At 68.8% G+C, this 23078-nt stretch carries 11 protein-coding genes and 1 pseudogene; 8 read left to right on the top strand and 4 right to left on the bottom strand.

Annotation, left to right across the window (positions count from 1 at the left end; all coding sequences use genetic code 11):
- Positions 1-25: 25 nt before the first annotated feature.
- From OG804_RS29410 to OG804_RS29390, 6 genes are all read left to right on the top strand, one after another.
- Positions 26-283, top strand: coding sequence for a lasso peptide biosynthesis PqqD family chaperone (locus OG804_RS29410; protein ID WP_328391881.1), 258 nt, complete (start codon positions 26-28; stop codon positions 281-283).
- Positions 280-687 carry a lasso peptide biosynthesis B2 protein gene (locus tag OG804_RS32450; protein ID WP_442941665.1) on the top strand — a complete coding sequence of 136 codons (408 nt, stop codon included), beginning with the start codon at positions 280-282 and terminating at the stop codon, positions 685-687. Before OG804_RS29410 ends, OG804_RS32450 begins: the two co-directional genes overlap by 4 nt.
- Before the next feature lie 510 nt (positions 688-1197).
- Positions 1198-1707 carry a GtrA family protein gene (locus OG804_RS29405; RefSeq protein ID WP_328391880.1) on the top strand — a complete coding sequence of 170 codons (510 nt, stop codon included), beginning with the start codon at positions 1198-1200 and terminating at the stop codon, positions 1705-1707.
- A 15-nt stretch (positions 1708-1722) separates the two neighbouring features.
- Positions 1723-2187 carry a GtrA family protein gene (locus OG804_RS29400; protein WP_442941664.1) on the top strand — a complete coding sequence of 155 codons (465 nt, stop codon included), beginning with the start codon at positions 1723-1725 and terminating at the stop codon, positions 2185-2187.
- Positions 2188-2675: 488 nt separating this feature from the next.
- A complete protein-coding gene (locus OG804_RS29395; RefSeq protein WP_328391879.1) occupies positions 2676-3809 on the top strand; it encodes an NDMA-dependent alcohol dehydrogenase in 1134 nt (377 codons plus the stop codon).
- Positions 3806-5320 carry an aldehyde dehydrogenase family protein gene (locus OG804_RS29390; RefSeq protein WP_328391878.1) on the top strand — a complete coding sequence of 505 codons (1515 nt, stop codon included), beginning with the start codon at positions 3806-3808 and terminating at the stop codon, positions 5318-5320. The genes OG804_RS29395 and OG804_RS29390 overlap by 4 nt, the downstream gene beginning before the upstream one ends.
- 350 nt (positions 5321-5670) lie before the next feature.
- Here OG804_RS29390 and OG804_RS29385 read toward each other — a convergent pair whose 3' ends face one another.
- Positions 5671-6258: a TetR/AcrR family transcriptional regulator gene (locus tag OG804_RS29385; RefSeq protein WP_328391877.1), complete on the bottom strand. Its 588-nt coding sequence runs from the start codon at positions 6256-6258 to the stop codon at positions 5671-5673.
- A 144-nt stretch (positions 6259-6402) separates the two neighbouring features.
- Between OG804_RS29385 and OG804_RS29380 the strand changes: the two genes are divergently transcribed.
- Positions 6403-6981 (top strand): dihydrofolate reductase family protein, encoded by a 579-nt coding sequence (locus OG804_RS29380; RefSeq protein WP_328398819.1) that lies wholly within the window; start codon positions 6403-6405, stop codon positions 6979-6981.
- A 101-nt stretch (positions 6982-7082) separates the two neighbouring features.
- On the opposite strand, the gene OG804_RS29375 is transcribed toward OG804_RS29380, so the two are convergent.
- Complete coding sequence (locus OG804_RS29375) at positions 7083-8099, bottom strand: alpha/beta hydrolase (RefSeq protein WP_442941663.1); 1017 nt, start codon at positions 8097-8099, stop codon at positions 7083-7085.
- 120 nt (positions 8100-8219) lie between these two features.
- A complete protein-coding gene (locus OG804_RS29370) occupies positions 8220-9668 on the bottom strand; it encodes an amidase (protein WP_328391876.1) in 1449 nt (482 codons plus the stop codon).
- 370 nt (positions 9669-10038) lie between these two features.
- On the opposite strand from OG804_RS29370, the gene OG804_RS29365 reads away from it, so the two are divergent.
- Positions 10039-12069 carry an NADPH-dependent 2,4-dienoyl-CoA reductase gene (locus OG804_RS29365; protein ID WP_328391875.1) on the top strand — a complete coding sequence of 677 codons (2031 nt, stop codon included), beginning with the start codon at positions 10039-10041 and terminating at the stop codon, positions 12067-12069.
- 123 nt (positions 12070-12192) lie between these two features.
- On the opposite strand, the pseudogene OG804_RS29360 reads toward OG804_RS29365, so the two are convergent.
- Positions 12193-23046, bottom strand: a pseudogene (locus OG804_RS29360) (SDR family NAD(P)-dependent oxidoreductase); the annotation flags it as partial.
- Positions 23047-23078 lie beyond the last annotated feature (32 nt).

Here is a 23078-nt window from a genome sequence, read left to right as displayed (position 1 = left end):
AAAACTCCGGAATACCAACTGCCGAGTGGGTCTGCGACGGCACGTGGTGATGTCGAAGTCGAAGACCAATTCGATATTGCTCGACAAGAGATCGGGTCACTACTGGCAGCTGAACGAGACCGCGTCGTCGGTACTCGAACTGTTTTTCGCCGGTAACACACTCATCGAAGTCTCCGCGGCGCTGGGCTCTGTGCACCGGGTGGACGAGGAAACCGCTCGCGAAGATGTTTCGGCGCTCCTGGACGGCCTACTGGACTCCAAGCTGATCGAGCTCGTCTCATGACAACTCCGGTTCCGCTGCCGAGTCCCCGGAAATTATCCCTGACGGAGTGGTCCGCCGGCCTGTTCGCCGTCGGCGCGGGTCGCTCGATAGCCCATCTTCCACCGCTGCGGATCACACAGTTGTTCCGGATTCTTCGGCTTGGGGCGCGCCCGGCAACGATCGGCGAGGCCGCGGCAGCGAGAGAAACGGTGATCTCGATCAGTATGGTCTGCGCAGGCGAGGGGTGCCTTCCGCGTTCCATCGCCGCGGCTCTGCTGTGCCGGGTTCGCGGCACTTGGCCGAGATGGTGCACCGGCGTCTGCGTCGAGCCGTTCAGAGCCCACGCATGGATCGAGGCGGAGGGCCGGATGGTCGGGGAATCCGCGACCACCGACAAGTACGAAGTCGTGCTGTCCGTCCCGTAGCGGTTCCACACCCCTGCCATGCGCTGTCACCCGGATTTCGTACCGGAACCATGTCAGGAGGCCACAACCTACACAAAATAACGAACAGCTCGGAGTCTTCCATCGGTTCCGGGTGCACCGCAGCCGAATAATTCGAAGCAGTAAGGATATACAGCACATGCAATCAGAAGAACAGTCGTCCGGACGTGACTTTCAGCCGCTCGGCCGCGACGGCGATACATACCAACGTCCAGAATTTTCCCCGCTGGGGTCATTTCGTCAGCGGACACGAGCTATCAGCGGTGAGAATTGGGAACCGACTCTGCTCTGGAACTGATCCGCTGAGCACGGGTACGAGTTGAGATGACGACGGTGGGACGCTGGCTGCGCACGGCGCGCGGCGTCCCGCCTTCGTCCGCACAGCACGCCGCGACTCCGATGACACAACGTACTCCACCCCCACCTGCTGAAATGACTTTGGACTGCCTTGTGAGCACCGATCCCACCCGGACACCACCTATAGTGGGCGAAGTGTCCGTAGTCCAATCTGCGCTCGACCGAATCCCCGAACCGTACCGTTCCCAGTTGATCCAGAACCGCGAGCTGCTGAAGTTCGCCGTCGTGGGCGCGATCACCTGGTTCATCGATACCGGGATCGTGTACGCACTGAAGTTCACGGTGCTGAGCGACAAACCCCTGACCGCCCGCGCGATCGGCGTACTGTTCGCGACCATTGTGTCCTACATTCTCAGCCGCGAGTGGTCGTTTCGTACCCGGGGTGGGCGACAGCGGCCGCACGAAGCCGCTCTCTTCTTCGGCATCAGCGCGATCGGTATCGGGGTAACCCTTGTACCGCAGGCGATCTCCCTGTATCTCCTGGGCATCCGGGTGCCGGAGGTGAGCCCGGCGACGCAGGCGATGGCGAACTTCATCAGCGGTCAGATCGTCGGTGTGCTGTTGGCGATGGGGTTTCGGTTCTGGGCCTATCGGCGTTTCGTGTTCCCGAGCGACCTCACCGCGCCCGCTCTGGTGGACCACTGAGGTGGGATACCGGTGATGAGCGGACCAGGGCCCGACTTGAACGAGTACCCGGCGGCGCCGGAAGCCGCGGTCGCGGATGACGCCGGACCGCCGCGGATGACACTGGGCGCGCAACTCATCCGCTTCGCGCTCTCCGGCGGAGTCGCGGGCATCGTGGATTTCGGGCTGCTGTTGTTGTTCCTGCACATGGGATTGCCGTTCGTCGTCGCGAAGACGATCAGCTTCATCGCCGGAACGGCAACGGCCTATCTGATCAACCGCCGGTGGACCTTTCCGGCACCGCCCAGCCGTAAGCGATTCCTGGCGGTGGCCGCCCTCTACGCGACGATGTTCGTCGTCCAGGTCGGCATCAGCACCTTTCTGCACAGTCAACTGCCCCCCGGAACGGTCTGGGTGCTGCTCGCCTATGTGGTCGCGCAGGGTGTCGCCACCACCGTCAACTTCGTGGTCCAGCGACAGGTGATCTTCAAACTGGTCTGACGGGGGAACTGTTCCACCGGGTCGCCGCCGACGCTCACGACGCCGTCGCCGCGCTCGTCGCCCGCAGAAACACGGTCCGCACCGGGTTCGCCGCGCTGACCGGACTCCGGATGTCTTCCGCTGGGCGGCAACGGTATCCGCGCTGCCGCATCGTGCCGAAGATCGGCCCGCATCGGGTCGGCGGCGCCCATTTTGTTCTGTATCAATCGGTCTGATTCTTTCCGCGGATCGACGTCATTACGGCACATGAACTCTGAGAACTGCCGAGCCCCACTATTGGACCGATCGGTACAACAGCCCTTGCGTGCAACGAGTGGGCGTGCTGTACTTTGTGGTGAAGGCCACAGTTCGAGCCGCTCAGGCAGCGAACCCGGTGATCGGCCGCCGGCCCCTCCGCAACACAGCCCGGCGACACGGGCACCCAGTCCTCTTCGTCACGGCCCCACGGGTGAAATCGAAGGTGAAAGCAGGAAAACAGGAGTACACACATGAGGACTCGAGCTGCGATCTGCTGGGAACCCGGCGCCCGTAAGGGCTGGTCGGTGGAAGATATCGAACTGGGCGACCCCCGCCCCGACGAGGTCCGGGTCGCACTCGCGGCCTCCGGACTCTGCCATTCCGACGATCACATAGACGCGGGTGTCTACATCGACCTCGATCCCCTGGTCGGCGGCCACGAAGGCGCCGGCATCATCGAGGAGGTCGGTTCGGCCGTTCGCGGCCTCACACCCGGAGATCACGTCGTCCTGGCGTTCATTCCCTCCTGCGGCCGCTGCTATTCGTGCGTGAGCGGACGGTCCCATCTGTGCGACCTGGGCGCACACATGTTCGATGGATACGCGTTGTCCGACAGCACATATCGGGTGCACGCACGAGGCCGGGGGGTGGGAACGATGTGCCTGCTCGGCACCTTCTCTCCCTATGTCGTGGTCCATCAGGACAATGTCATCAAGATTCGCGATGATGTCCCGCTCGACCGCGCGGCGCTCGTGGGATGCGGGGTGACCACCGGGTGGGGTTCGGCGTTTCATACCGCCGGTACCCAGCCGGGTGACACCGTCGCGGTGATCGGGGTCGGCGGAATCGGGATGAACGCGGTACAGGGCGCCCGCCTCGCCGGAGCCAGGGATATCGTCGCCATCGACACCGTGCCCTACAAGAGGGAGCGTGCCAAGGAGTTCGGGGCGACCCATGTGGCCGCGAGTATGGACGAGGCGCTCGAGCTGATCACGGAACTCACGCGGGGCACCCTGGCGCACCGCGCGATTCTGACGACCAGCGTCGCCGAAGGAACGCTGGTGGAACCGGCGCTGCGACTGGTCGGCAAGCGAGGAGTCCTCGTCGTGACCTCCGTGGCCCCCGGCGATCAGCTGAAGGTCGATCTGGATCTGTTCACACTGATCTGCTACGAGAAGGAGATCCGCGGCGGTCTGTTCGGCTCCGCCAACCCGCGAATCGATATTCCGCGCCTGCTGAATCTGTACATGGACGGTGAGCTGAAGCTGAACGAGCTCGTCACCAGGACCTACACCCTCGATGAGATCAACCAGGGCTATCGGGACATGTTGGACGGCAAAAATATTCGCGGGATCATCAGCTTCGAGGAGACGTGCGGACGATGAGCAGCACCCTGGACCGTTCGACGACCACCCGGACCCTGCGCCGCGACGTCTCCGCGTTTCTCGGACGTGTCGGCCCGCTCCTCATCGGCGGTGAATGGGTCGGCAGCGTCAGCGGCGCCACCCTCGACACTGTCGATCCCAGCACCGGCGAGACACTCGCCACCGTCGCCGCCGCCGAAGCCGCCGACATAGATTCGGCGGTCGCCGCCGCGCGGCGTGCCCTCGGCGGCCCCTGGTCCCGGCTGCTGCCGGCGCAACGCAGCACGCTGATATGGCGACTCGCCGATCTCCTCGAGGCGAATATCGAAGAGTTCGCGGAACTGGAATCGCTCGATCAGGGCAAACCCCGGATCGCCGCGCTGACGGGCGATCTACCCCTGGCGATCGGCCAGCTCCGTTATATGGCCGGGTGGACCGACAAGATCACGGGTGACAGCCTGGACCTCTCGGTTCCGTACGACCCCACGGCACGGTTCCATGCCTATACGAAGAAGGAGCCGGTAGGCGTCGTCGGACAGATCATTCCGTGGAACTTTCCCATCAACATGGCCGCATGGAAGATCGCGCCGGCCCTGGCCGCCGGATGCACCGTCGTGCTCAAACCCGCCGAGCAGACCCCGCTGACCGCATTGCGCCTCGGCGAACTGATCTGCGAGGTGGGCTTTCCGGACGGTGTCGTCAATATCGTTCCCGGCTACGGCGAGACCGCGGGAGCGGCCATCGCGAGGCATCCGGGTGTCGACAAGGTCGCCTTCACCGGGTCGACCGAGGTGGGCCGGGAAATCCTCGCCGCCGCGCAGGGCAACCTGAAGAAGGTCTCGCTGGAGCTCGGCGGCAAATCACCGAACGTGATCCTGGCCGACGCGGACCTCGACGCGGCGATCGCGGGCGCCGCCACCGGAATCTTCTTCAACAAAGGCGAGGTGTGCAGCGCGGGGTCTCGTGTCTACGCCCATGACAGCGTTGTCGCCGAAGTGGCGAAAGGGATGGCCGAGGCGGCCGAAACACTGCGGATCGGGGATCCGCTCCAGGACACCACCGATCTCGGACCGCTGGTATCCACCGAACAGTTGCACCGGGTCTCGACCATGGTCGACGAAGGCGTGCGCGCGGGGGCCGAAGCCCTCACCGGCGGCGGGCCCATCGACGGGCCCGGGTTCTACTACTCACCGACCGTTCTCGGCGACGTCGCGCAGAACTCCGACATCGTCCACAACGAGATCTTCGGGCCGGTGGTGACCGTGCAGTCCTTCGGTGACACCGCCGAACTCGCCGAGCTGGCCAACGACAGCACCTACGGGCTCGCCGCCGGGGTGTGGACGCGTGACGTGAGCGCCGCGCACGAGGTGGCCGCGCGGATGAAAGCGGGCACGGTGTGGGTCAACTGCTACAACGTGTTCTCGTCCGGACTGCCGTTCGGCGGTTACAAGCAGTCGGGCTGGGGTCGCGAGCAGGGCGCCGCGGCGCTGGAGCTGTACTTGGAGACCAAATCGGTCTGCATCCAACTGTAGGGCGCGTGAACCGAGTTCGGCGGCAGCGTTCAGAGTGGGTGAAGGGCAACGCATTCCGGGCATCGCCGCCACCGATCCGGAACCGGGCGCGACCACGGAGAACCCTCGGTGAGCACACGAGCGTCAGTGCCGCATTCAGGTCGGCCACTGCCCGCGGCTGCCACGTGAGCGATAACCGGCCCATCGACGATGATCTCGAGATTGTCGTAGCCGGCGGGCAGTGCCGGGTCGGCCGGCATCACTCGGACGTTCCCCTGGAACCAGGTTTCGTACTCCACCCCCGGATCCTAGGGACGATCGACCTCACTGACCGGGGATGCACCACCGGAGGCGTGTACACGACACATGGGTCAGGCGTGTTCGCCGGATCGCATACCGGTGATCACGGTGTCGAGAAACGCGTCGGCGATCTCGTCGGGCGTTTCCCTGTCCCCGGGATTCATCCACACATAGCTGTAATTGAACATACCGAGCAGCCCTTTGGCCATCAGCCGGGGCAGCGCTCGGAATCGGCCGTCGCGGACGCCCTGCTCCAAGGCGTGTCGCCAATGGGATTCGAAGCGTTCGCGTTCGGCGATCACCCGGTCGCGCCGCTCGCCGGTCAGCGCGTGGTGTTCGCGGAAGAAGACTGTCCATTCGGCGCGGTGCCCGGCGATATCGCGCATCAGCGCCCGCGCGAGTCCGCGCAGCCGGATTTCGGGATCGGCTTCGGTGAGCGCCGATTCGTCCGCGATCGAGTTCAGCTGGGTGAGGCGGCGGCAGCTGATCTCGTAGAGGATCGCCTCCTTGCTGCCGATGTAGTGGTACAGCGCACCGCGGCCCAGGCCCACCGCGGTCCCCAGGTCGGCGATGCCGGTGCCGTGGTAGCCGGACTTCGCGAACAACTCGGCGGCCACCCGCAGGACTCGATCCCGGTTCGCGTCGTATTTGTCGCTCATAGCGAGTTCCCTCCGTGTCCCAGCGCGGCATCCACCGCGCAGCCCGTGACGGTACGCGGCCGGCCGAGTCCATCGGCGATGAGTTTCGCCGCGGCCATCGGTCTCAATCCACAGACCCGGATCGACCGACTCGAGGAGAGCATCGTGACCGCGACCTACACGTTCGACGTTTTTTCCAGCCTCGACGGCTACGGCGCCGCCGGCGGCGACTGGACCGGGTACTGGGGTAAACAGGGCCCCGAACTGCTCGCCCACCGCCTCGCTTCCTACGACGAGGAGCAGCGGATGGTTCTGGGGGCGAACACGTATCGGTTGTTCGCGCAGATGCTGGCTTCGAGCACCGAGGAGTCCGAGGTGCGCGACCCCTGGGTCACCCGGATGCGGAACCTGCCGGCAACGGTGGTGTCGACCACGCTGCAAGGACCACTCGACTGGCCGGACGCGACCGTTGTGAGCGGTAACGCCGTCGACGTGGTCGCCCAGCTGAAGAATGACTCCGCCATACCGCTGCGCTCGCACGGCAGCCTGTCGATGAACCGGGCGCTGATGGCCGCCGGCCTGGTCGACCGCGTCCAGGTGACGCTCTTCCCGGTGATCACCGGGAAGACCGGCCTGGACCCGATCTTCGAGGGTGCGGCCGACTTCGACCTCGAGCTGATCGAGAGCCGAACCCTCGACGGCAACATCCAAGAACTCGTCTACCGGCCCACCCTGCACAGCTGAGTCGGTAGGTCACGGCGTCGGCTCGGGTAGGCGTTCCCCGGTGACAGCCGGTGGCACTGCGCGGTCGTGGCGCCGGCGAACGGATCGATCGACGGCCATGGTCAGCGCACGCCCAGCGCGTCGAGAATCATCGGTCGGGCGGTAGCGATCGCCCGGTCCCAGTACGGCCAGGTGTGGGTGCCGTCGACGATGTCGACCCGAGCCGGGATGCCCAGCGACGCGACTCGATCGCCGAAGATGCGCGCCGCCGCCGTGGCCATCGCCTCCAGACCCATCGCGTTCACAGTGTTGCCGACCCCGTACGGCACGTCGAGAACACCGGGCACACCGTTGCCGGCCGAGACATACATGGGCAGGCCGCGCAGCAGTTCGGCCTGCACCGTCGGATCGTTGCGACTCCAGGCCGGGTTACCTGCCGGGCCCCACATATCGTCCACATTGAACCGGCCCTCGTCCCACATCGCGGCGCGGACCGCCTCGTTCCACAGCGGGAAGGTCGGATTCACGAATCCGGAGAAGGATCCGGCGAACTGGAACTGGTCGCGGTGGTGTGCGGCCAATGACAGGGCGGCACCACCACCCATGGAAGCGCCGACGACGGCGTTGTCGGTACGCGAAACCCCGTATTCCGCCAGGAAGGCGGGCAGCTCCTCGGTGAGGAAGGTCTCCCACTTGTATGCGGTGACCTGGCCGTTGGTACTGCTCGGCCGGTACCAGTCGGCGTAGAAACTGGAGTGTCCGCCGACCGGAAACACCAGTGTGACGTTATCGCCGGCGAACCGCCGCAACACGTCGGTATCGGTGGTCCACTGATTGTGATCGAAGGGGGCGCGGAGACCGTCGAGCAGGTAGAGCGCCGAACGGCCGCCCCGGGCCGCCCACTGCACCTGGACTTCGATGGGGCCCATGCCCGACGGGACGACGAGCTCTTCGAACCCGCGGGCCGAAACCCGGGGTACCGAAGCCCCGATCGGCGCCGCACCGGCCACCGCCCCGCCGACCCCCGCCATCAGCAATACCGTCGCAGCGACCACCCCGGCTTTTCGCAGCCATCCCCGCGCGGCCCGCTTGTTCCCGGCGCGAACTCCACCCTCGGTCATCGGTCTCGTATCGTGCACCCGAGCACGGTACCGAGCGGCGACCCGCCGCCTGCGATATCAACTGACCAGCCGTGGGAACCGACCCGGCCGGAACGTAGAGCGCCGAGGCACTTCGCAGACCGAGAACCCCGAGGGCGGCTACGGCGCCTGGAAGCCGCCGATCTTCCGCTCGAGCAGTTCGGCCAGCCGCAGCGGGGTGCGGTCCTCGAACATCGGACCGATGAGCTGCACTCCCACCGGCAGCCCCTCCGGCGACCGGCCCGCCGGGATGGCGGTGGCGGGCAGGCCGGGCATGGTGGCCACACCGGCCAGGACGAGCTGGTCGAAGTACGGGTACTCGACGCCGTCGATATCGATGCGCCGGTCCTCCAGACCTCCGTTGTGGTCGTGTGGGAAGGCGGGAGTGGGCGTGATCGGGCACACCACGGCATCGAACTCGGCGAAGAGCTGCCGCCAACCGTGACGGTGGACTTCGCGACGGTTGTTCGCCTCGACCCATTCGCGGTGGCCGAGCACCATGCCGCGCAACCGCGCCGCGTCGAGACTCCGGTCGTCCACGCTCAGGGCGGCGGCGTGGATCCGCAGCTGTTCGTACACGCCGACGGGAAGACCCGCGGCGGCGTTCGACAGCATCAGCAGCATGTAGAGCGTCGCCGCTTCGGTGAGATCGGGCAGCAGCGGACTGTGCCGTTCGACGCGGGCGCCCTCGTCGACGAGGGCCGCGGCCACCCGGTTCACGCCCGCCCGCACCGCCGATCCGGTCGGAATGAGCGGATGGTCCTCGATGATCAGGACACGGAAGTCCGCCAGCCGCTCGTGGCGCGCGGGCGGCAGTGCGACGTCATAGGCGACGCCGTGGGTCAGCGGGTCCGGTCCGGCCATCACGTCGAGCAGCAGCGCGAGGTCGCGGGCGGTGCGCGCCATCGGGCCGGCGACGGCGAGGTCGAGGTCGACCGGAAAGGCCGGCGCGGGCGGCGCGACCATGCCGCGGGTCGGCGCCAGCCCGAGTGTCGGCTTGTGCGCGTAGACACCGCAGAAATGCGCGGGCGTGCGCAGCGAACCGGCGAGGTCGGAGCCGATGGACAGCGCGCCGAATCCGGACGCCAGGGCCGCCGCCGAACCGCCGGACGACCCACCCGACGTGCGGGTGTGATCCCACGGATTGTTGGTGGTGCCGTAGATCTCGTTGAAGCTCTGGATATCTCGCAGCATCAACGGCACATTGGTCTTCCCGAGCAGCACCGCGCCGGCGGCCTTCAACCGCGACACCTGTACCGCGTCCTCGGCCGGCACGTAGTCCGCGTGCTGCGGTATGCCCCAGGTCGTGGGCAGCCCGGCGATATCGTAGGACTCCTTGACCGTCACCGGGATGCCGAGCAGCGGCCGGTCCTCGCCGCGGGCGCGCGCCTGGTCGGCAGCGCGCGCGGCGGCCCGCGCATTGTCGAAGTCCGGCACACAGATCGCGTTGATCGCCTCGTCGTCCCGCTCGATACGGGCGATCGCCTCGTCGGTCAGTTCCACCGAGGTCACCGCACCGGCACGCAAGGCAGCTGCGAGTTCTTCGGCCGATCGAAAATTCCACTCCATGGATCCGACGCTATTGGCCTGCCGCGGAGGACATAAAATGCCACTTCGCACAACGGGAAAGTCGAACGGACCGGCTGCGTCGGTGGAGCCACGCACTCGTTGTGCCACCGGGACGACCCACTCCAGGTCACAGCGTCAGCAGTGAGCTGACTCCCTCAGCGCAGGGCATGCAGTGCCGCTTTGCACAACGGGATGGATGTCTCACTCCTCATCGTGTTCCGGTCCGGCCACGGACTCCCCGACCGCCGGCCATGTCGACGCGCGTCGTGGGATTCTTCGCCACCGACGGGGCGGGCCGTGCGGTCGGTATCGGCACGGAAACCGTCGGCCATCCGTTGCGGCATAAAAGACCGGTCAGTAGGTTCACTTCATGAGCTCCACGTTCCCGCATTTGCTGTCGCCGCTCCAGCTGCGGCATATCACACTGCGCAATCGCGTGGTGATGGGTTCGATGCACACCGGCCTCGAAGACCGGCCCTGGCATACCGACCGGCTGGCCGCCTTCTTCGCCGAACGCGCACGCGGCGGCGTAGGTCTCATCGTCACCGGTGGGTACGCACCCAATCGGGAAGCGCTGATCTCACCGTTCTCGTGCTCGATGCTCACCGAGGCCGATGCCGTGCGGCATCGCGTCATCACCGGCGCCGTCCACGAGGCGGGCGCGAAGATCGCGATGCAGATCCTGCACACGGGACGTGATTCGAACACCCCGAACAATGTCGCACCGTCGGTGGTCGCCTCGCCGTTCAGCGCCTTCGAACCGCGGGAATTATCCGACGCCGAGGTCGAATCGACCATCGATGCCCATGTGCACTGCGCCCGGCTGGCGAAATCGGCCGGGTACGACGGTATCGAGCTGATCGGCGGCGAGGGATTCCTCATCAATCAATTCCTCGCCCCCCTGACCAACAAACGCACTGACCGCTGGGGCAGCACGCCGGCCGATCGCCGCCGATTCCCGGTGGAGATCGTCGCCCGGACCCGCGCCGCGCTGGGTGACGAATTCCTGATCATGTTCCGCATGTCGCTGGCCGACTTCATGGAGGACGGACAGACCTTCGAGGAGATCATCGCCCTGGCTCGCGAGCTGGAAGCGGCGGGAGTGGATATCATCAACACCGATATCGGCTGGCACGAATCCCGGGTACCCACGATCGCCACTTCCGTGCCGCGGGCAGCTTTCGTCGGATACACCGCGAAGATCAAACAACAGGTGAGTATTCCGGTGTGCGCGGCGAATCGGATCAATATGCCCGACGTCGCCGAAGCGATCCTCGAGCGTGGTGACGCCGATCTCGTCGCGCTGGCGCGCCCGATGCTCGCCGACCCGGAGTGGGTGCGAAAAGCGGCCGAATCCCGGGTCGACGAGATCAACACCTGCATCGCCTGCAACCAGGCCTGCCTGGACCACACTTTCACCGGAGAGCTGGTGTCGTGCCTGCTGAATCCGCGCGCCGGCCGGGAGACCCTCCTCCAGCTGCTGCCCACCCGGCAGGCCAAGAAGGTCGCGGTGATCGGGGCCGGACCGGCCGGGTTGTCGGCCGCGATCGGCGCGGCCGAACGAGGGCACCGGGTGGAGCTGTTCGAGGCGGCGGACCGAATCGGCGGTCAGTTCGACCTGGCCCGGCGTATTCCCGGCAAAGAGGAGTTCGACGAGTCGATCCGGTACTTCCGGCGCAAACTGGAAGTCCTCGGTGTGTCGTTGCGATTGAACACCGAGGTCACGGCCGGACAACTCGCCGAAGGCGACTGGGACGAGGTGGTGGTGGCCACCGGGGTACGCCCCCGCGTCCCCGATATCGCCGGTATCGACCACCCGATGGTGCTCTCCTACCCGGAGCTGATCCGCGGCGAACGCACCGCCGGGCGACGGGTGGCCGTGATCGGCGCGGGCGGAATCGGATTCGACGTCGGCGAACTCCTCACCGTGGCGGGCAGCAGCGCGCTCGACCTGGCCGAATGGCAGCGGGAGTGGGGGGTCACCCACGACGAGCAGGCGCCGGGCCAGCTGACCACACGCACCTGGTCGCCGGCGGTTCGCGACGTGACGCTGCTGAAACGCAAACCCGGTCCGTTCGGAACCACGCTGGGCAAGACCACGGGCTGGATCCACCGCACCGCACTCGAGGCCAGGGGGGTCGAGCAGATCGCCGGGGTGAACTACGAGCTGATCGACGACCGGGGCCTGCACATCAGTTTCGGGCCCGATCACGAAGGCCGGCGCGTGCTCGAGGTCGACACTGTCGTGATCTGCGCCGGTCAGGAATCAGTACGCGAACTGGTGGATCCGCTCAGCGACCGTGGGATGCGGTGCCATGTCATCGGCGGCGCCGACGAAGCCAAGGAGCTGGACGCCAAACGGGCGATCGAACAAGGCACCCAACTGGCAGCCGAACTCTGAACGCGGCGGTCGCGATCTGAGCGATCCGCCGCGGCGATATCCCGGTCGGCGACTTCGCCGACCGGGATATCGCGGCCACTGAGCTGTGTGGGCCCGCCCCCGGCCCTCAGGCCGGGGCGGACGTCAATCCATCAGCTCTCGATCGAGCAACGCGAAGAGCTCATCGGCGCTGGCATCCGCCACCACCGTGTGGGCAGGGGGCGGCGACAGTTCCGGCTCGATGGTCGCCTCGTCGAGCAGCGCCCGGATCCGGGCCGCCAAACGCTGCTTGTCCTGCGCCGACCGGATGGTGGTGAACATCGAGCGCAACGCCGCCAGCTGATCGTCGACCGCCGAGGTCACCGCGGTGTCCTCCCACCGCTGCAGGAGCAGTTTCGCGACCGCCGCGGCGGTCGGATGGTCGAATACCAAGGTGGCGGGCAACCGCATACCGGACCCCTCGGACAACCGGTTGCGCAGTTCGACACCGCCCAGCGAATCGAATCCCAGGCTCTTGAACGGCGTATCCGGCTCGACCGCAGCCGCCGACGGGTAGCCCAGCACCGCCGCCGCCTGCTCCCGGACGAATTCGAGTGCCAGCGCCTCCCGCTCGTCTTCGGCGGCGGCGGCCAGCCGCCGGACCAGTCCGGCACCGGCCGCACCACCGCCGGCCCGGCGTGGACGCGCGGGCACGAGACCACTGAGCACCTCGGCCAGCAGCCCCGCCCGGGATTGCGCGGCCAGGGTGGGCCGGTCGAACCGGGCGCCCACGACCACCGGCGCGGCGGCCGGCAGCGCAGCATCGAACAACGCCGTCCCGACATCCGCGCCGAGCACCTCGATGCCCATCCGCTCCAACCGTGCCACGGCCGACCGGTCGAGTTCGCCGGTCATCCCGATATCCGGAGTCCAGGGACCCCAGGCCACCGACACCGCGGGCAGACCCTCGGCACGCCGGACCCGGGCCAGCGCATCGAGCACCGAGTTCGCGGCGGCGTAATTGCCCTGCCCGGGTGAGCCCATCGCGGCGGCCAGCGACGAGAAGACGACGAAGGCCCGGAGGTCGTATCCGCGGGTGAGCTCGTCGAGGAGCAGCGCGCCCTGGACCTTCGGCGCCAGTACCCGGTCGATCTGTTCGGCGGTCAGCGTTTCGATCGTGCCGTCGTCGAGCAGGCCCGCCGAGTGGATCACCCCCGTCAAGGGATGCGCGGGATCGATCGAGTCCAGTAGCGACGCCATACCGGTGTGGTCGGTGACGTCGCAGGCGGCGACCCGCACCCGCGCACCCAGCCCCGACAACTCCGAGACCAGGTCCGCGACGCCCGCTGCCGCCGCACCACGACGTGATACCAGCAGCAGGTGTTCGACACCGTGCGCGGCGACCAGATGCCGGGCCGTGACCGCGCCCAGGCCGGTGGTACCGCCGGTGATCAGCACCGTGCCGGTCCCGAACGCCCCGCCCGGCACCGGTGCCGGGGCAGCGGCGGCGCCCTGGACCACCCGGGGTACGAACATTCGCGATCCGCGCACCGCTATATCGGCCGCGCCGGCCACCAGCGCGGTGCGCACCAGGTCGGGACTCAGCTCGTCGTCGTAGTCCAGCAGGATGATCCGGCCCGGGTGCTCGGATTGCGCGCTGCGGACCAGTCCCGCCGCCGCGGCGGCCGCCAGATCCACCGGCTCGCCGTCGATGCCGGTCGCCCGCCGGGTGGCGACGACGAGGCGGGCCGCGTCGGGAAGGTCCACGGCCAGCCAGGACCGGACCGTGTGCCAGGCGGCATGCACTGCCGCCCGGACGATTGCGGCGCGGTCTCCCGCTGATCGCGTCCGCCCGACGCCGGTGTCCGGATCGTCGGCGACGAGCGGATCCGGTGCCGGTGCCCACACCACCACCTCCGGAACCCGCTCGGTACCGGCCAGTTCGGGGTGATGCCGGTCGATACCGGGGATACGGACCGTGCCCACGGTCGCGATCTCCCGTGCGTCCGGAAACGTCGGCTGCGGGAGTTCCGCTTCGACCCAGCGCAGGTCCAGCACGGGCGCGGGCCGGGAAGCGACAGCGGCGGACAGATCGGCCGCGTCGACGGGCCGGGAGGCCACGGCGTCGATGGTGAGCACCACCGCACCGGAGTCGTCGGCGACGTCGATGCCGACCCGGCCGTCGCCGACGGCGACGGCGCGCACCCGCGCCGCCCGCGCGCCGGAGCGCCACAGCCGCACACCGGTGAAGGTGTACGGCAACGGCAGCCGCCCGGGCGGCAGATCATCGAGCAACCCGGTGATGGCTGTGTGCAGGCAGGCGTCCAGCAGCGCGGGATGGACACCGAAACCGGTCATCGGACCGACCGCGGTGTCGTCGAGCGAGATCTCGGCGAAGGTGTGCTCGCCGCGGGTCCACCGGGCGGTCACGCCCTGGAAGGCCGGCCCGTAGTCGAAACCCGCCTCCGCCAGCCGGTCGTAGATCGACTCCTCCGCCGATGGCTGTGCTCCGGCGGGCGGCCAACTCTGCTCGTTCCAGTTCGGCGCGGACTCGTCACCGAGGGCCAGGACCCCGCGCGCATGTGTCGCCCAGGGGTTCTCCTCGGCGGTGTCCCCGCCCGCGGACAGACGGGAGTAGACCGTGAATTCCCGGCGACCTTCTTCGTCCGGCCGGCCGACACCGATCTGCACTTCGATATCGTCGCCGGCGGCGATCGACAATGGCGACTCGAGCAGGAGTTCCTCGACGGTGTCCAGGTGCAGGTGCGCACCGACACTGCACGCCAGTTCCACGAACGCCGTCCCGGGCAGCAGTACCGAACCGAAGACCGCGTGATCGGCGATCCACGGATGGGTCCGCAGCGAGAAGCGGCCGGTGAACTGCCATTCGTCCCGGCCCGCGAGCGGCAACCCGGTGGTGAGCAGTGGATGACCGAGCGAGCCGGTGGCCGCGTCCACCCTCGGCGCCAGCCAGTACCGTTGGTGCTGGAAAGCGTAGGCGGGCAGGGTTACCCGCTCGACCGGACGCCCGTCGAACAGTCGGCGCAGGCGCACCGGTATTCCCGCCGTGTGCGCGCGGCCCAGCGCGGCGACGAAACCGGCGATCTCGTCTGTCGATCGCCGCGCGGACGCCACCACCGTGGCTGCCGCCGCGATCTCCGGGCGCTCGTCCAGGCTCTCCTCGATCATCGCGGTCAGTGCGGCGTCGGGACCGACCTCGACGAACCTGCGCACCCCCGATTCGATCAGCAGGTCCACCCCGGGTGCGAACCGCACACAACTGCGCACATGCCGCACCCAGTAGTCCGGGTCGCACACTTCGTCGGCGACCCGGGTGGCCGACACATTGGACACAAGCGGGATCGACGGCGCCCGATAGGTCAAACTCCGGGCCACCGCGCGGAACTCGTCCAGAATCGGTTCCATCACCACCGAATGCGACGCATGCGAAATCCGCAGCACAGTGTTCTGCACACCGTCGGCCGTCAACCGCGCCTGGATCTCGGCGACAGCGTCGGCGAAACCGGAGAACACCACCGAACGGGGACCGTTCACCGTTCCCAGCGAGACCCGATCATCGGCGCCGTCCAGGTACCGGTCCGCCTCCGCCTCCGAGACGGCCGCCGCCAGCATCGCGCCGCCCGACGGCGCGGACCCCATCAACCGACCCCGCGCCGCGACCAGCACGCACGCGTCCGCCAGCGTCCACACCCCGGCCACATACGCTGCCACCAGCTCGCCCAGCGAATGCCCCGCCACCACATCGGGCTGCACGCCGAACGACTCCAGCAGCCGGAACATCGCCACCTCGAAGGCGAACAATGCCGGCTGCATCCAATCCATCCGGTCGAGCAGGCCGTCCGGATCGGTGAACATCGCGGTGCGCAACGAGCCGTCCAGGTGCCGATCGAACTCCGCGCACAATTCGTCCAGCGCGGCGGCGAACACCGGGAACGCCCGCGACAACTCGGCGCCCATACCCACTCGTTGCGCACCGCCACCGGTGAACAGGAAAGCGGTGGTACCCGGGGTCGTCCGGCCGTTCACCACAGTCGGCGACGGGGTATCGGAGGCGAGCGCGGCCAACCCGGCCAGCAATCCCTCCCGATCACCGCCGACCACGACACCGCGCCGATCGAACGAGGTCCGGGTGTCCAGCAACGACCGCCCCAGCGTCGCGGCGTCCACCTCGGGATGCGCGGTCCACCACGCCCGTATCCGGTCCGCCTGAGCGCGGAGCGCGGGCACCGATTTCGCCGAAACGACCAGCGGCATCTCGGCGGCCGGGACCGGCTCACCGCCGGCCGCGGTCGGCGGCGCGGGTGACGGCTGCGGCGCCTCCTCCAGGATCACGTGGGCGTTGGTTCCGCTGATACCGAACGAGGACACTCCCGCGCGGCGGACGGCCGCACCTGCCGACCACGGTTCGGGCGCGGTGAGCACGCGCACCGCCCCGGCCGACCAATCGACATGGGGGGACAGTTCTTCGGCGTGCAACGACTTCGGCAAGGTCTCGTGTCGTAACGCCTGCACCATTTTTATGACGCCACCGACGCCGGACGCGGCCTGGGTGTGGCCGATATTGGATTTGAGCGACCCCACCCGCAGCGGGTCCCGCGACCGGTCCTGCCCGTACACGGCCATCAGCGCGTGCGCCTCGATCGGGTCGCCCAGCGCGGTGCCGGTGCCGTGGGCCTCCACCGCGTCCACGTCGCCGGGGCGCAGACCGGCGTCGGCCAGCGCGGCGGTGATCACCCGCTCCTGCGAGGGCCCGTTCGGTGCGGTCAACCCGTTGCTCGCCCCGTCCTGGTTGACGGCGCTGCCCCGGACCACCGCCAGCACATCGTGCCCCAGCCGCCGGGCGTCCGACAATCGTTCCACCACCAGCACAGCGGCGCCCTCACCCCAGGACACGCCGTCGGCCGCGGCCGAGAACGGTTTGCACCGCCCGTCCCGGGCCAGGCCGCGCTGCCGGGAGAATTCCACGAACGGCAGCGGCGTCGCCATCACCGTGGCACCGCCGACCAGCGCCAGTGACGTCTCACCCTGCCGCAACGCCCGGCCTGCCAGATGCAGCGCCACCAGCGACGACGAACACGCCGTATCCACTGTGAGCGCGGGGCCTTCCAGGCCCAGCGTGTAAGCCACCCGGCCGGACACCACACTGCCCGCGCCACCGGTGCCGATGTAGCCTTCGGCGTCCGCGCCGGCGCGCCGGGCGAGCACCTCGTAGTCCTGGTACATCACGCCGGTGTAGACGCTGGAATCGGAACCCCGCAACGAGGCCGGGTCGATCCCGGCGTGCTCGAGTGCTTCCCAGGACACCTCCAGCAGCAACCGCTGTTGCGGATCCATCGCCACCGCTTCCCGCGGCGCGATATCGAAGAACGCGGCGTCGAAACCGGTCACATCGTCGAGGAAGCCGCCCCGGCCCGAGTACGAGGTGCCCGCGTGGTCCGGGTCCGGATGGATCAGACCGTCCAGGTCCCAGCCGCGGTCGGCCGGGAACTCACCGATGGCGTCGGTACCGGCGCTCACCAGATCCCACAGTTCGTCCGCCGAGGACACCCCGCCCGGATACCGGCAGGCCATCCCGACGATCGCGATCGGTTCGTCGGCCTCGGTACGGCGTTCGGTCCGGCGGGGTCGGGCGGTCCCACCCTCGATCCGGGAACGCAGGAACCGAGCGGTTGCCGTGACGGTCGGGTAGTCGAAAATCAGGATCGAGGGCAGTCGCAGGCCGGTGGCCTTGCTCAGCCGGTTCCGGAAATCGACCCCGCCGAGGGAGTCGAAACCCAGTTCGCTGAAAGGCTTTTCGGGGTCGATCGACGCACCGGAGGGGTGGCCGAGCACTTCGGCTACCTGATCGCGGACGAAACCCACCAGGATTTCCTCGTGTGTGTCCGGTGTGGCGGCGGCCAGCCGCCGGAGCAGGTCCGCACTCTCGCCGCCGCCCCCGACGCGGCGCTGCGGCGGGGTCGGGGCCAGTGTTCGCAGCAGGTCGGGCAGCACACCGGCACGGGACTGGATCGACAACGCCGCACTGTCGAAGTCCACCGCGGCGAGGAACGCCGGACCGCCGGCCAGGTCGAGCAACGCCACACCGTCGGCTTCGGCCAGCGGCCGGAAACCCAGCCGTGCGATCCGATCGACTGCCGCCGCGGCCAGTTCGGCGGTCATGCCGCTGTCCTGATTCCAGGGTCCCCATGCCACGGAGACCGCGGGCAGGCCGGCGTGTATCCGCCGGTGCGCCAAGGCGTCCAGTACCGAGTTCGCGGCCGCGTAATTACCCTGACCCGCCGACCCGAGCATCCCCGCGACCGAGGAGAACATCACGAATGCGGCGAGATCGGCGCCGGCGGTGAGCTCGTGCAGATTCAGTGCTCCGTCGACCTTCGGTGCGAGCACCTGATCGACCTGCCCTGGGGTGAGAGTGTCGATCGTGCCGTCGTCCAGGACGCCCGCGGCGTGCACGATACCGGTCAACGGGGGCCCGCCGGCGAATGTGCCGAGCATGGCCCGTACGGCGTCGCGGTCGGCGATATCGCAGGCCACCACCCTGGGCCGGGCCCCCAGCTCGGCCAGTTCGGCGACGAGTTCGCCGACGCCCTCGCCACGTTCACCGCGCCGGGACACCAGCACCAGATCACGGACACCGTGGGTCGTGGCCAGGTGCCGTGCCACCAGCGCACCGAGCCCACTGGTGCCACCGGTGATCAGCACCGCGCCGGTACCGAAGGAGAGGGCCGTGTCCGCGCCGGTGCCGAGCCGGGTCAGCCGGGGCACCAGCAGGGAGCCGGCCCGCACCGCCAGTTGCGATTCGCCGGTGTCCAGCACCGCCGAGACCAGCGCACCGGTCACCTCGGCGGTATCGCTGTCCACGAGCACGATCCGGCCCGGGTTCTCCGACTGCGCGCTGCGCACCAGCCCCCGGATCGCCGCGGCGGCCAGGTCGGGATCCTCGCCGGGTAACCCGGCCCCGTTTCGGGTCACGACGACCAGCCGGGACTCTGCTGCCACCGGCTGATCCAGCCAGCCGCGCACGGTCGCCAGTGCCGTGTGCACCGCCCGGTGCACCGCGTCGGCGGCCGCCGTGTCCGGGGATTCGGTGTGCGGGTCGGCGAACCACACCACGACGGCGGCGGGGCCGCTCGCCTCCACGGTCACGGATTCGGCGGCCACGGACTGCGCCCAGGCGGCCGTATCCGGCTGGGTCTCGGCGAAACCGGTCGCGTGTGGCCGGCCCACCGCGACGAGCCGAAGCTCACCCGCCGATCCGGGTTCCGGTGTATCCGCTGGAATCCAGCGGATTTCGTAACGCGCGTCGCGGGCGATGGAGGTCGCGCTCGTCAACGCTGCGCGGTCGATCGGGCGCGTCAACAGCGATTCGATCAGGGCCACCGGATCACCGGCGGCGTCCCGGAGCTCGACCCGGACGCTGCCGGCACCGTCGGCCCGGATCCGGGCCTGCACGGCCGCCGCGCCCGGACGGTACAGCCGTACACCGTTGAACGAGAAGGGCAGTGGGATCTGCCCGGCTCGTACCTCGGCGGCCAGAACATCGCCGGCCGCGTGCAGCGCCGCGTCCAGCAGTGCCGGATGCAGACCGAAACCGGGGGCGTCCGCGCTCAGCGCAGCCGGTAACAGCACATCGGCCAGCACCTCGTCCTCGCCCCGCGCGGTGCGCCGCACACCCTGGAACGCCGGCCCGTACTCGAACCCCTGGGTGAGCAATCGGTCGTAGAGCACGTCCGCCGCGGCCGCGTCGCCCTCGGCCAGCGGGCCGTCGAACCGGCCGGTGGGCAGTACGTCGGCGGCCGCGCCGGGCGCGAAGACACCTCGGGCGTGGGTGATCGCGGCGGCGGCCGGATCGTCCGCCGGGCGGGAGGCCACCAGGAATCGGCGCCGCCCGTCGGTACCGGCCGCTTCCACGCTGATCTGGATATCGACCTCGCCGCGTTCGCTCAGCGGCAACGGCGCCTCGAGGACCAGCTCGTCGAGTACCTCCATGCCCAGCCGGGCACCGGCCGCCAGCGCCAGTTCCACGAAACCCGTCCCGGGCAGCAGCACCGAGCCGAAGACCACGTGATCGGCGATCCACGCCTGCGCTGCCAGTGAGAGCCGGCCGGTGAACAGCCACTCGTCCCGGCCGGCGAGTGCGACGGCCGCGCCCAGCATGGGGTGGTCGACAGCCAGCAGACCGGCTCGGCGCACGTCACCCGATCCGTCGGTGGGCGTCAGCCAATACCGCTGCCGCTGGAAGGCGTAGGTCGGCAACGGAACCCGGCGGGGCGCGTGGCCGGCGAACAACCGGCCCCAGTCCGCCCGCAACCCGGCGGCATGCGCACTACCGAGAAAGGTGACGAACTGCGCCGTCTCGTCGACACCGCGCCGACCGGCCGCGAGCACCACCGAACGCGCCTCGATCTCGGGGTCGGCGGCCAGACAGTCACGCGTCGCCGCCGAGAGCACCGCGGCCGGACCGATTTCGACGAACCGGCGCACACCCGCACCGGTCGCGGCCTCGATCCCCGGAGCGAAACGCACGCCCGCCCGTACCTGACGCACCCAGTACTCCGGATCGGTCAGCACCGACCCGTCCACCACCGCACCCGTCACATCGGACACGATCGGGATCGACGGCGCCCGGTAGCTCAGACCGGCCGCGATCGCCCCGAATTCGGCCAGCATCGGATCCATCCGGGCCGAATGGAAGGCATGGCTCACCCGCAACCGGGTGGTCTTGGCGCCACGTTCGCGTAGTTCACGCTCGACTTCGCCCACCGCGTCCGCATCACCGGAGAGCACCACCGACGCAGGGCCGTTGACCGCCGCCACCGACAACCTGTCCGAGTACCCGGACAGCAACTCGCCCGCCTCGGTCTCGGTGATCGCCACGGCCAGCATCGCCCCACCCGCCGGCAACGCACCCATCAGCCGGCCCCGCGCCGCGACCAGCGCGCACGCGTCGGACAGGGACCACACGCCCGCCACATACGCCGCGACCAGCTCACCGATGGAATGACCCACCAGGATGTCCGGGGCGAGCCCGAACGACTCGGCCAACCGGTACAGCGCCACCTCGAACGCGAACAACGCCGGTTGGGTGAACTCGGTGCGATCCAGCAGCTCGCCCGCATCGGCCCGGAACATCAGCTCGCGCAGCGACCTGCCCAGCAATGGGTCGAAGACCGCGCACACTTCGTCCAGCGCCGCCGCGAACACCGGGAACCCGGCGTACAACCCGGCGCCCATGCCCGCGCGCTGCGCACCCTGACCGGTGAACATGAAGGCAGTACCGCCCGAACCCACCTGCCCCGACACCACGCTCGCGCCCGGCGCACCTTCGGCCAGGGCAGCCAGCCCCGCCGCCAGTTCGGCGTGATCCCGGCCCACCACAGCCGCCCGCCACTCCAGGTGTGCCCGGGTCGTGCACAGCGAGTACGCGATATCCCGGACATCCACGCCCGCATCCGGATTCAGCAGGCCGCGCAACCGGTCGGCCTGGGCCCGCAACGCCGCCTCGGAACCGGCCGACACCAGCAACGGAACGTACTCGCTGCCGACCCGCTCCCCGATCTCCGTCGAAGCCGGCAGTGATGCCCCCTCGACAGACCCGGCGACCGTAGTCTCACCGGGCTCCGGCGCCTCCTCCAGAACGACGTGCGCGTTGGTGCCGCTGACCCCGAACGAGGACACACCCGCCCGCCGTGGTCGCTGCCCCACGCGCGGCCACGGCGCACTGTCCTCGAGCAGTCGCACCGTCCCGGCCGACCAATCCACCAGCGGGCTGGGTTCGTCCACGTGCAGCGTCTTCGGCAGCATGCCGTGCCGCATGGCCTGAACCATCTTGATCACACCGCCGACCCCGGCGCCGGCCGAGGTGTGGCCGATATTGGACTTGAGCGAACCCAGCCACAACGGGGTCTCCACCGGCCGCGCACCGTACACGCCGATCAGCGCCCGCGCCTCGATCGGGTCACCGAGTTTCGTACCCGTCCCGTGTGCTTCGACCGCGTCGACCTCCGCGGGATGCACACCGGCGTTGACCAGCGCCTGGCGGATGACCGCCTCCTGCGACAGACCGTTGGGCGCGGTCAGCCCGTTGCTCGCGCCGTCCTGATTGATCGCGCTACCGCGCACCACCGCCAGGACCGGGTGGCCCAGCCGCTGTGCGTCCGACAAGCGCTCGAGTACAAGGACACCCAGCCCCTCGGCGAAACCGGTCCCCTCGGCCCCGGCCGCGAACGCCCGGCACCGGCCGTCGGGCGAGAGCGCGCGCTGACGCGCGAACGCGATCAGCAACGACGGATCCGACATCACCGTGACCCCGCCGGCCAGTGCCAGCGCGGTCTCACCCTGCCGCAGCGCCTGGCAGGCCAGATGCAGGGCGACCAGCGAGGACGAGCATGCCGTGTCCACCGAGATCGCCGGTCCCTTGAAACCGAGGGTGTAGGCGACCCGGCCCGACAGCACGCTGTTGGACACACCCAGGTAGACGTGGCCCTCGGTCTCGGCTGTGATCTGCGCCGAGCCGACCCGGGGCCCGTAGTCCTGGTGCGCGACGCCGGCGAACACACTGGTATCGCTGTCGCGCAGCGATACCGGATCGATTCCGGCCGCCTCCAGCGCCTCCCACGACGCCTCGAGCATCAACCGTTGCTGCGGGTCCATGGTGGCGGCCTCACGCGGGCTGATCCCGAAGAAGCCCGCGTCGAAACCGGCGGCGTCGTCGACGAAACCACCCTGGCGCGTGTAGATCGTGCCCGGCACGTCCGGGTCGGCATCGAACAGCCGATCCAGATCCCAGCCCCGGTCCGTCGGGTAGTCCCCGACCGCGTCCACCCCCTCGGCCACGACCCGCCACAGATCGTCGGGTGAGGTGACCCCACCCGGGTACCGGCAGGCCATCCCGACGATAGCGATCGGTTCCCGCGACCGGTCGGTGACCTCGCGCAGTTGCTGTTTGGTGTCGTAGAGCTCTTTGGCGGTCTTCTTGAGATACCGGCGAAGCTCGTCGTTGTCGGCCATCGGTGGGGCTCCTGCTCGTG

Origin of the sequence: Nocardia sp. NBC_00416, from assembly GCF_036032445.1 — a bacterium.
In the GTDB taxonomy this organism is placed as follows: domain Bacteria; phylum Actinomycetota; class Actinomycetes; order Mycobacteriales; family Mycobacteriaceae; genus Nocardia.
The sequence above is the reverse complement of the archived record's forward strand: the minus strand, read 5'-3'. Positions and strand labels throughout refer to the sequence as shown.

What these genes read in the sequence shown, in the direction of transcription:
- OG804_RS32450 (WP_442941665.1), top strand. Translation starts at nt 280, where the DNA reads ATGACAACTCCGGTTCCGCTGCCGAGTCCCCGGAAATTATCCCTGACG.
- OG804_RS29400 (WP_442941664.1), top strand. Translation starts at nt 1,723, where the DNA reads ATGAGCGGACCAGGGCCCGACTTGAACGAGTACCCGGCGGCGCCGGAA.
- OG804_RS29395 (WP_328391879.1), top strand. Translation starts at nt 2,676, where the DNA reads ATGAGGACTCGAGCTGCGATCTGCTGGGAACCCGGCGCCCGTAAGGGC.
- OG804_RS29390 (WP_328391878.1), top strand. Translation starts at nt 3,806, where the DNA reads ATGAGCAGCACCCTGGACCGTTCGACGACCACCCGGACCCTGCGCCGC.
- OG804_RS29385 (WP_328391877.1), bottom strand. Translation starts at nt 6,258, where the DNA reads ATGAGCGACAAATACGACGCGAACCGGGATCGAGTCCTGCGGGTGGCC.
- OG804_RS29370 (WP_328391876.1), bottom strand. Translation starts at nt 9,668, where the DNA reads ATGGAGTGGAATTTTCGATCGGCCGAAGAACTCGCAGCTGCCTTGCGT.
- OG804_RS29365 (WP_328391875.1), top strand. Translation starts at nt 10,039, where the DNA reads ATGAGCTCCACGTTCCCGCATTTGCTGTCGCCGCTCCAGCTGCGGCAT.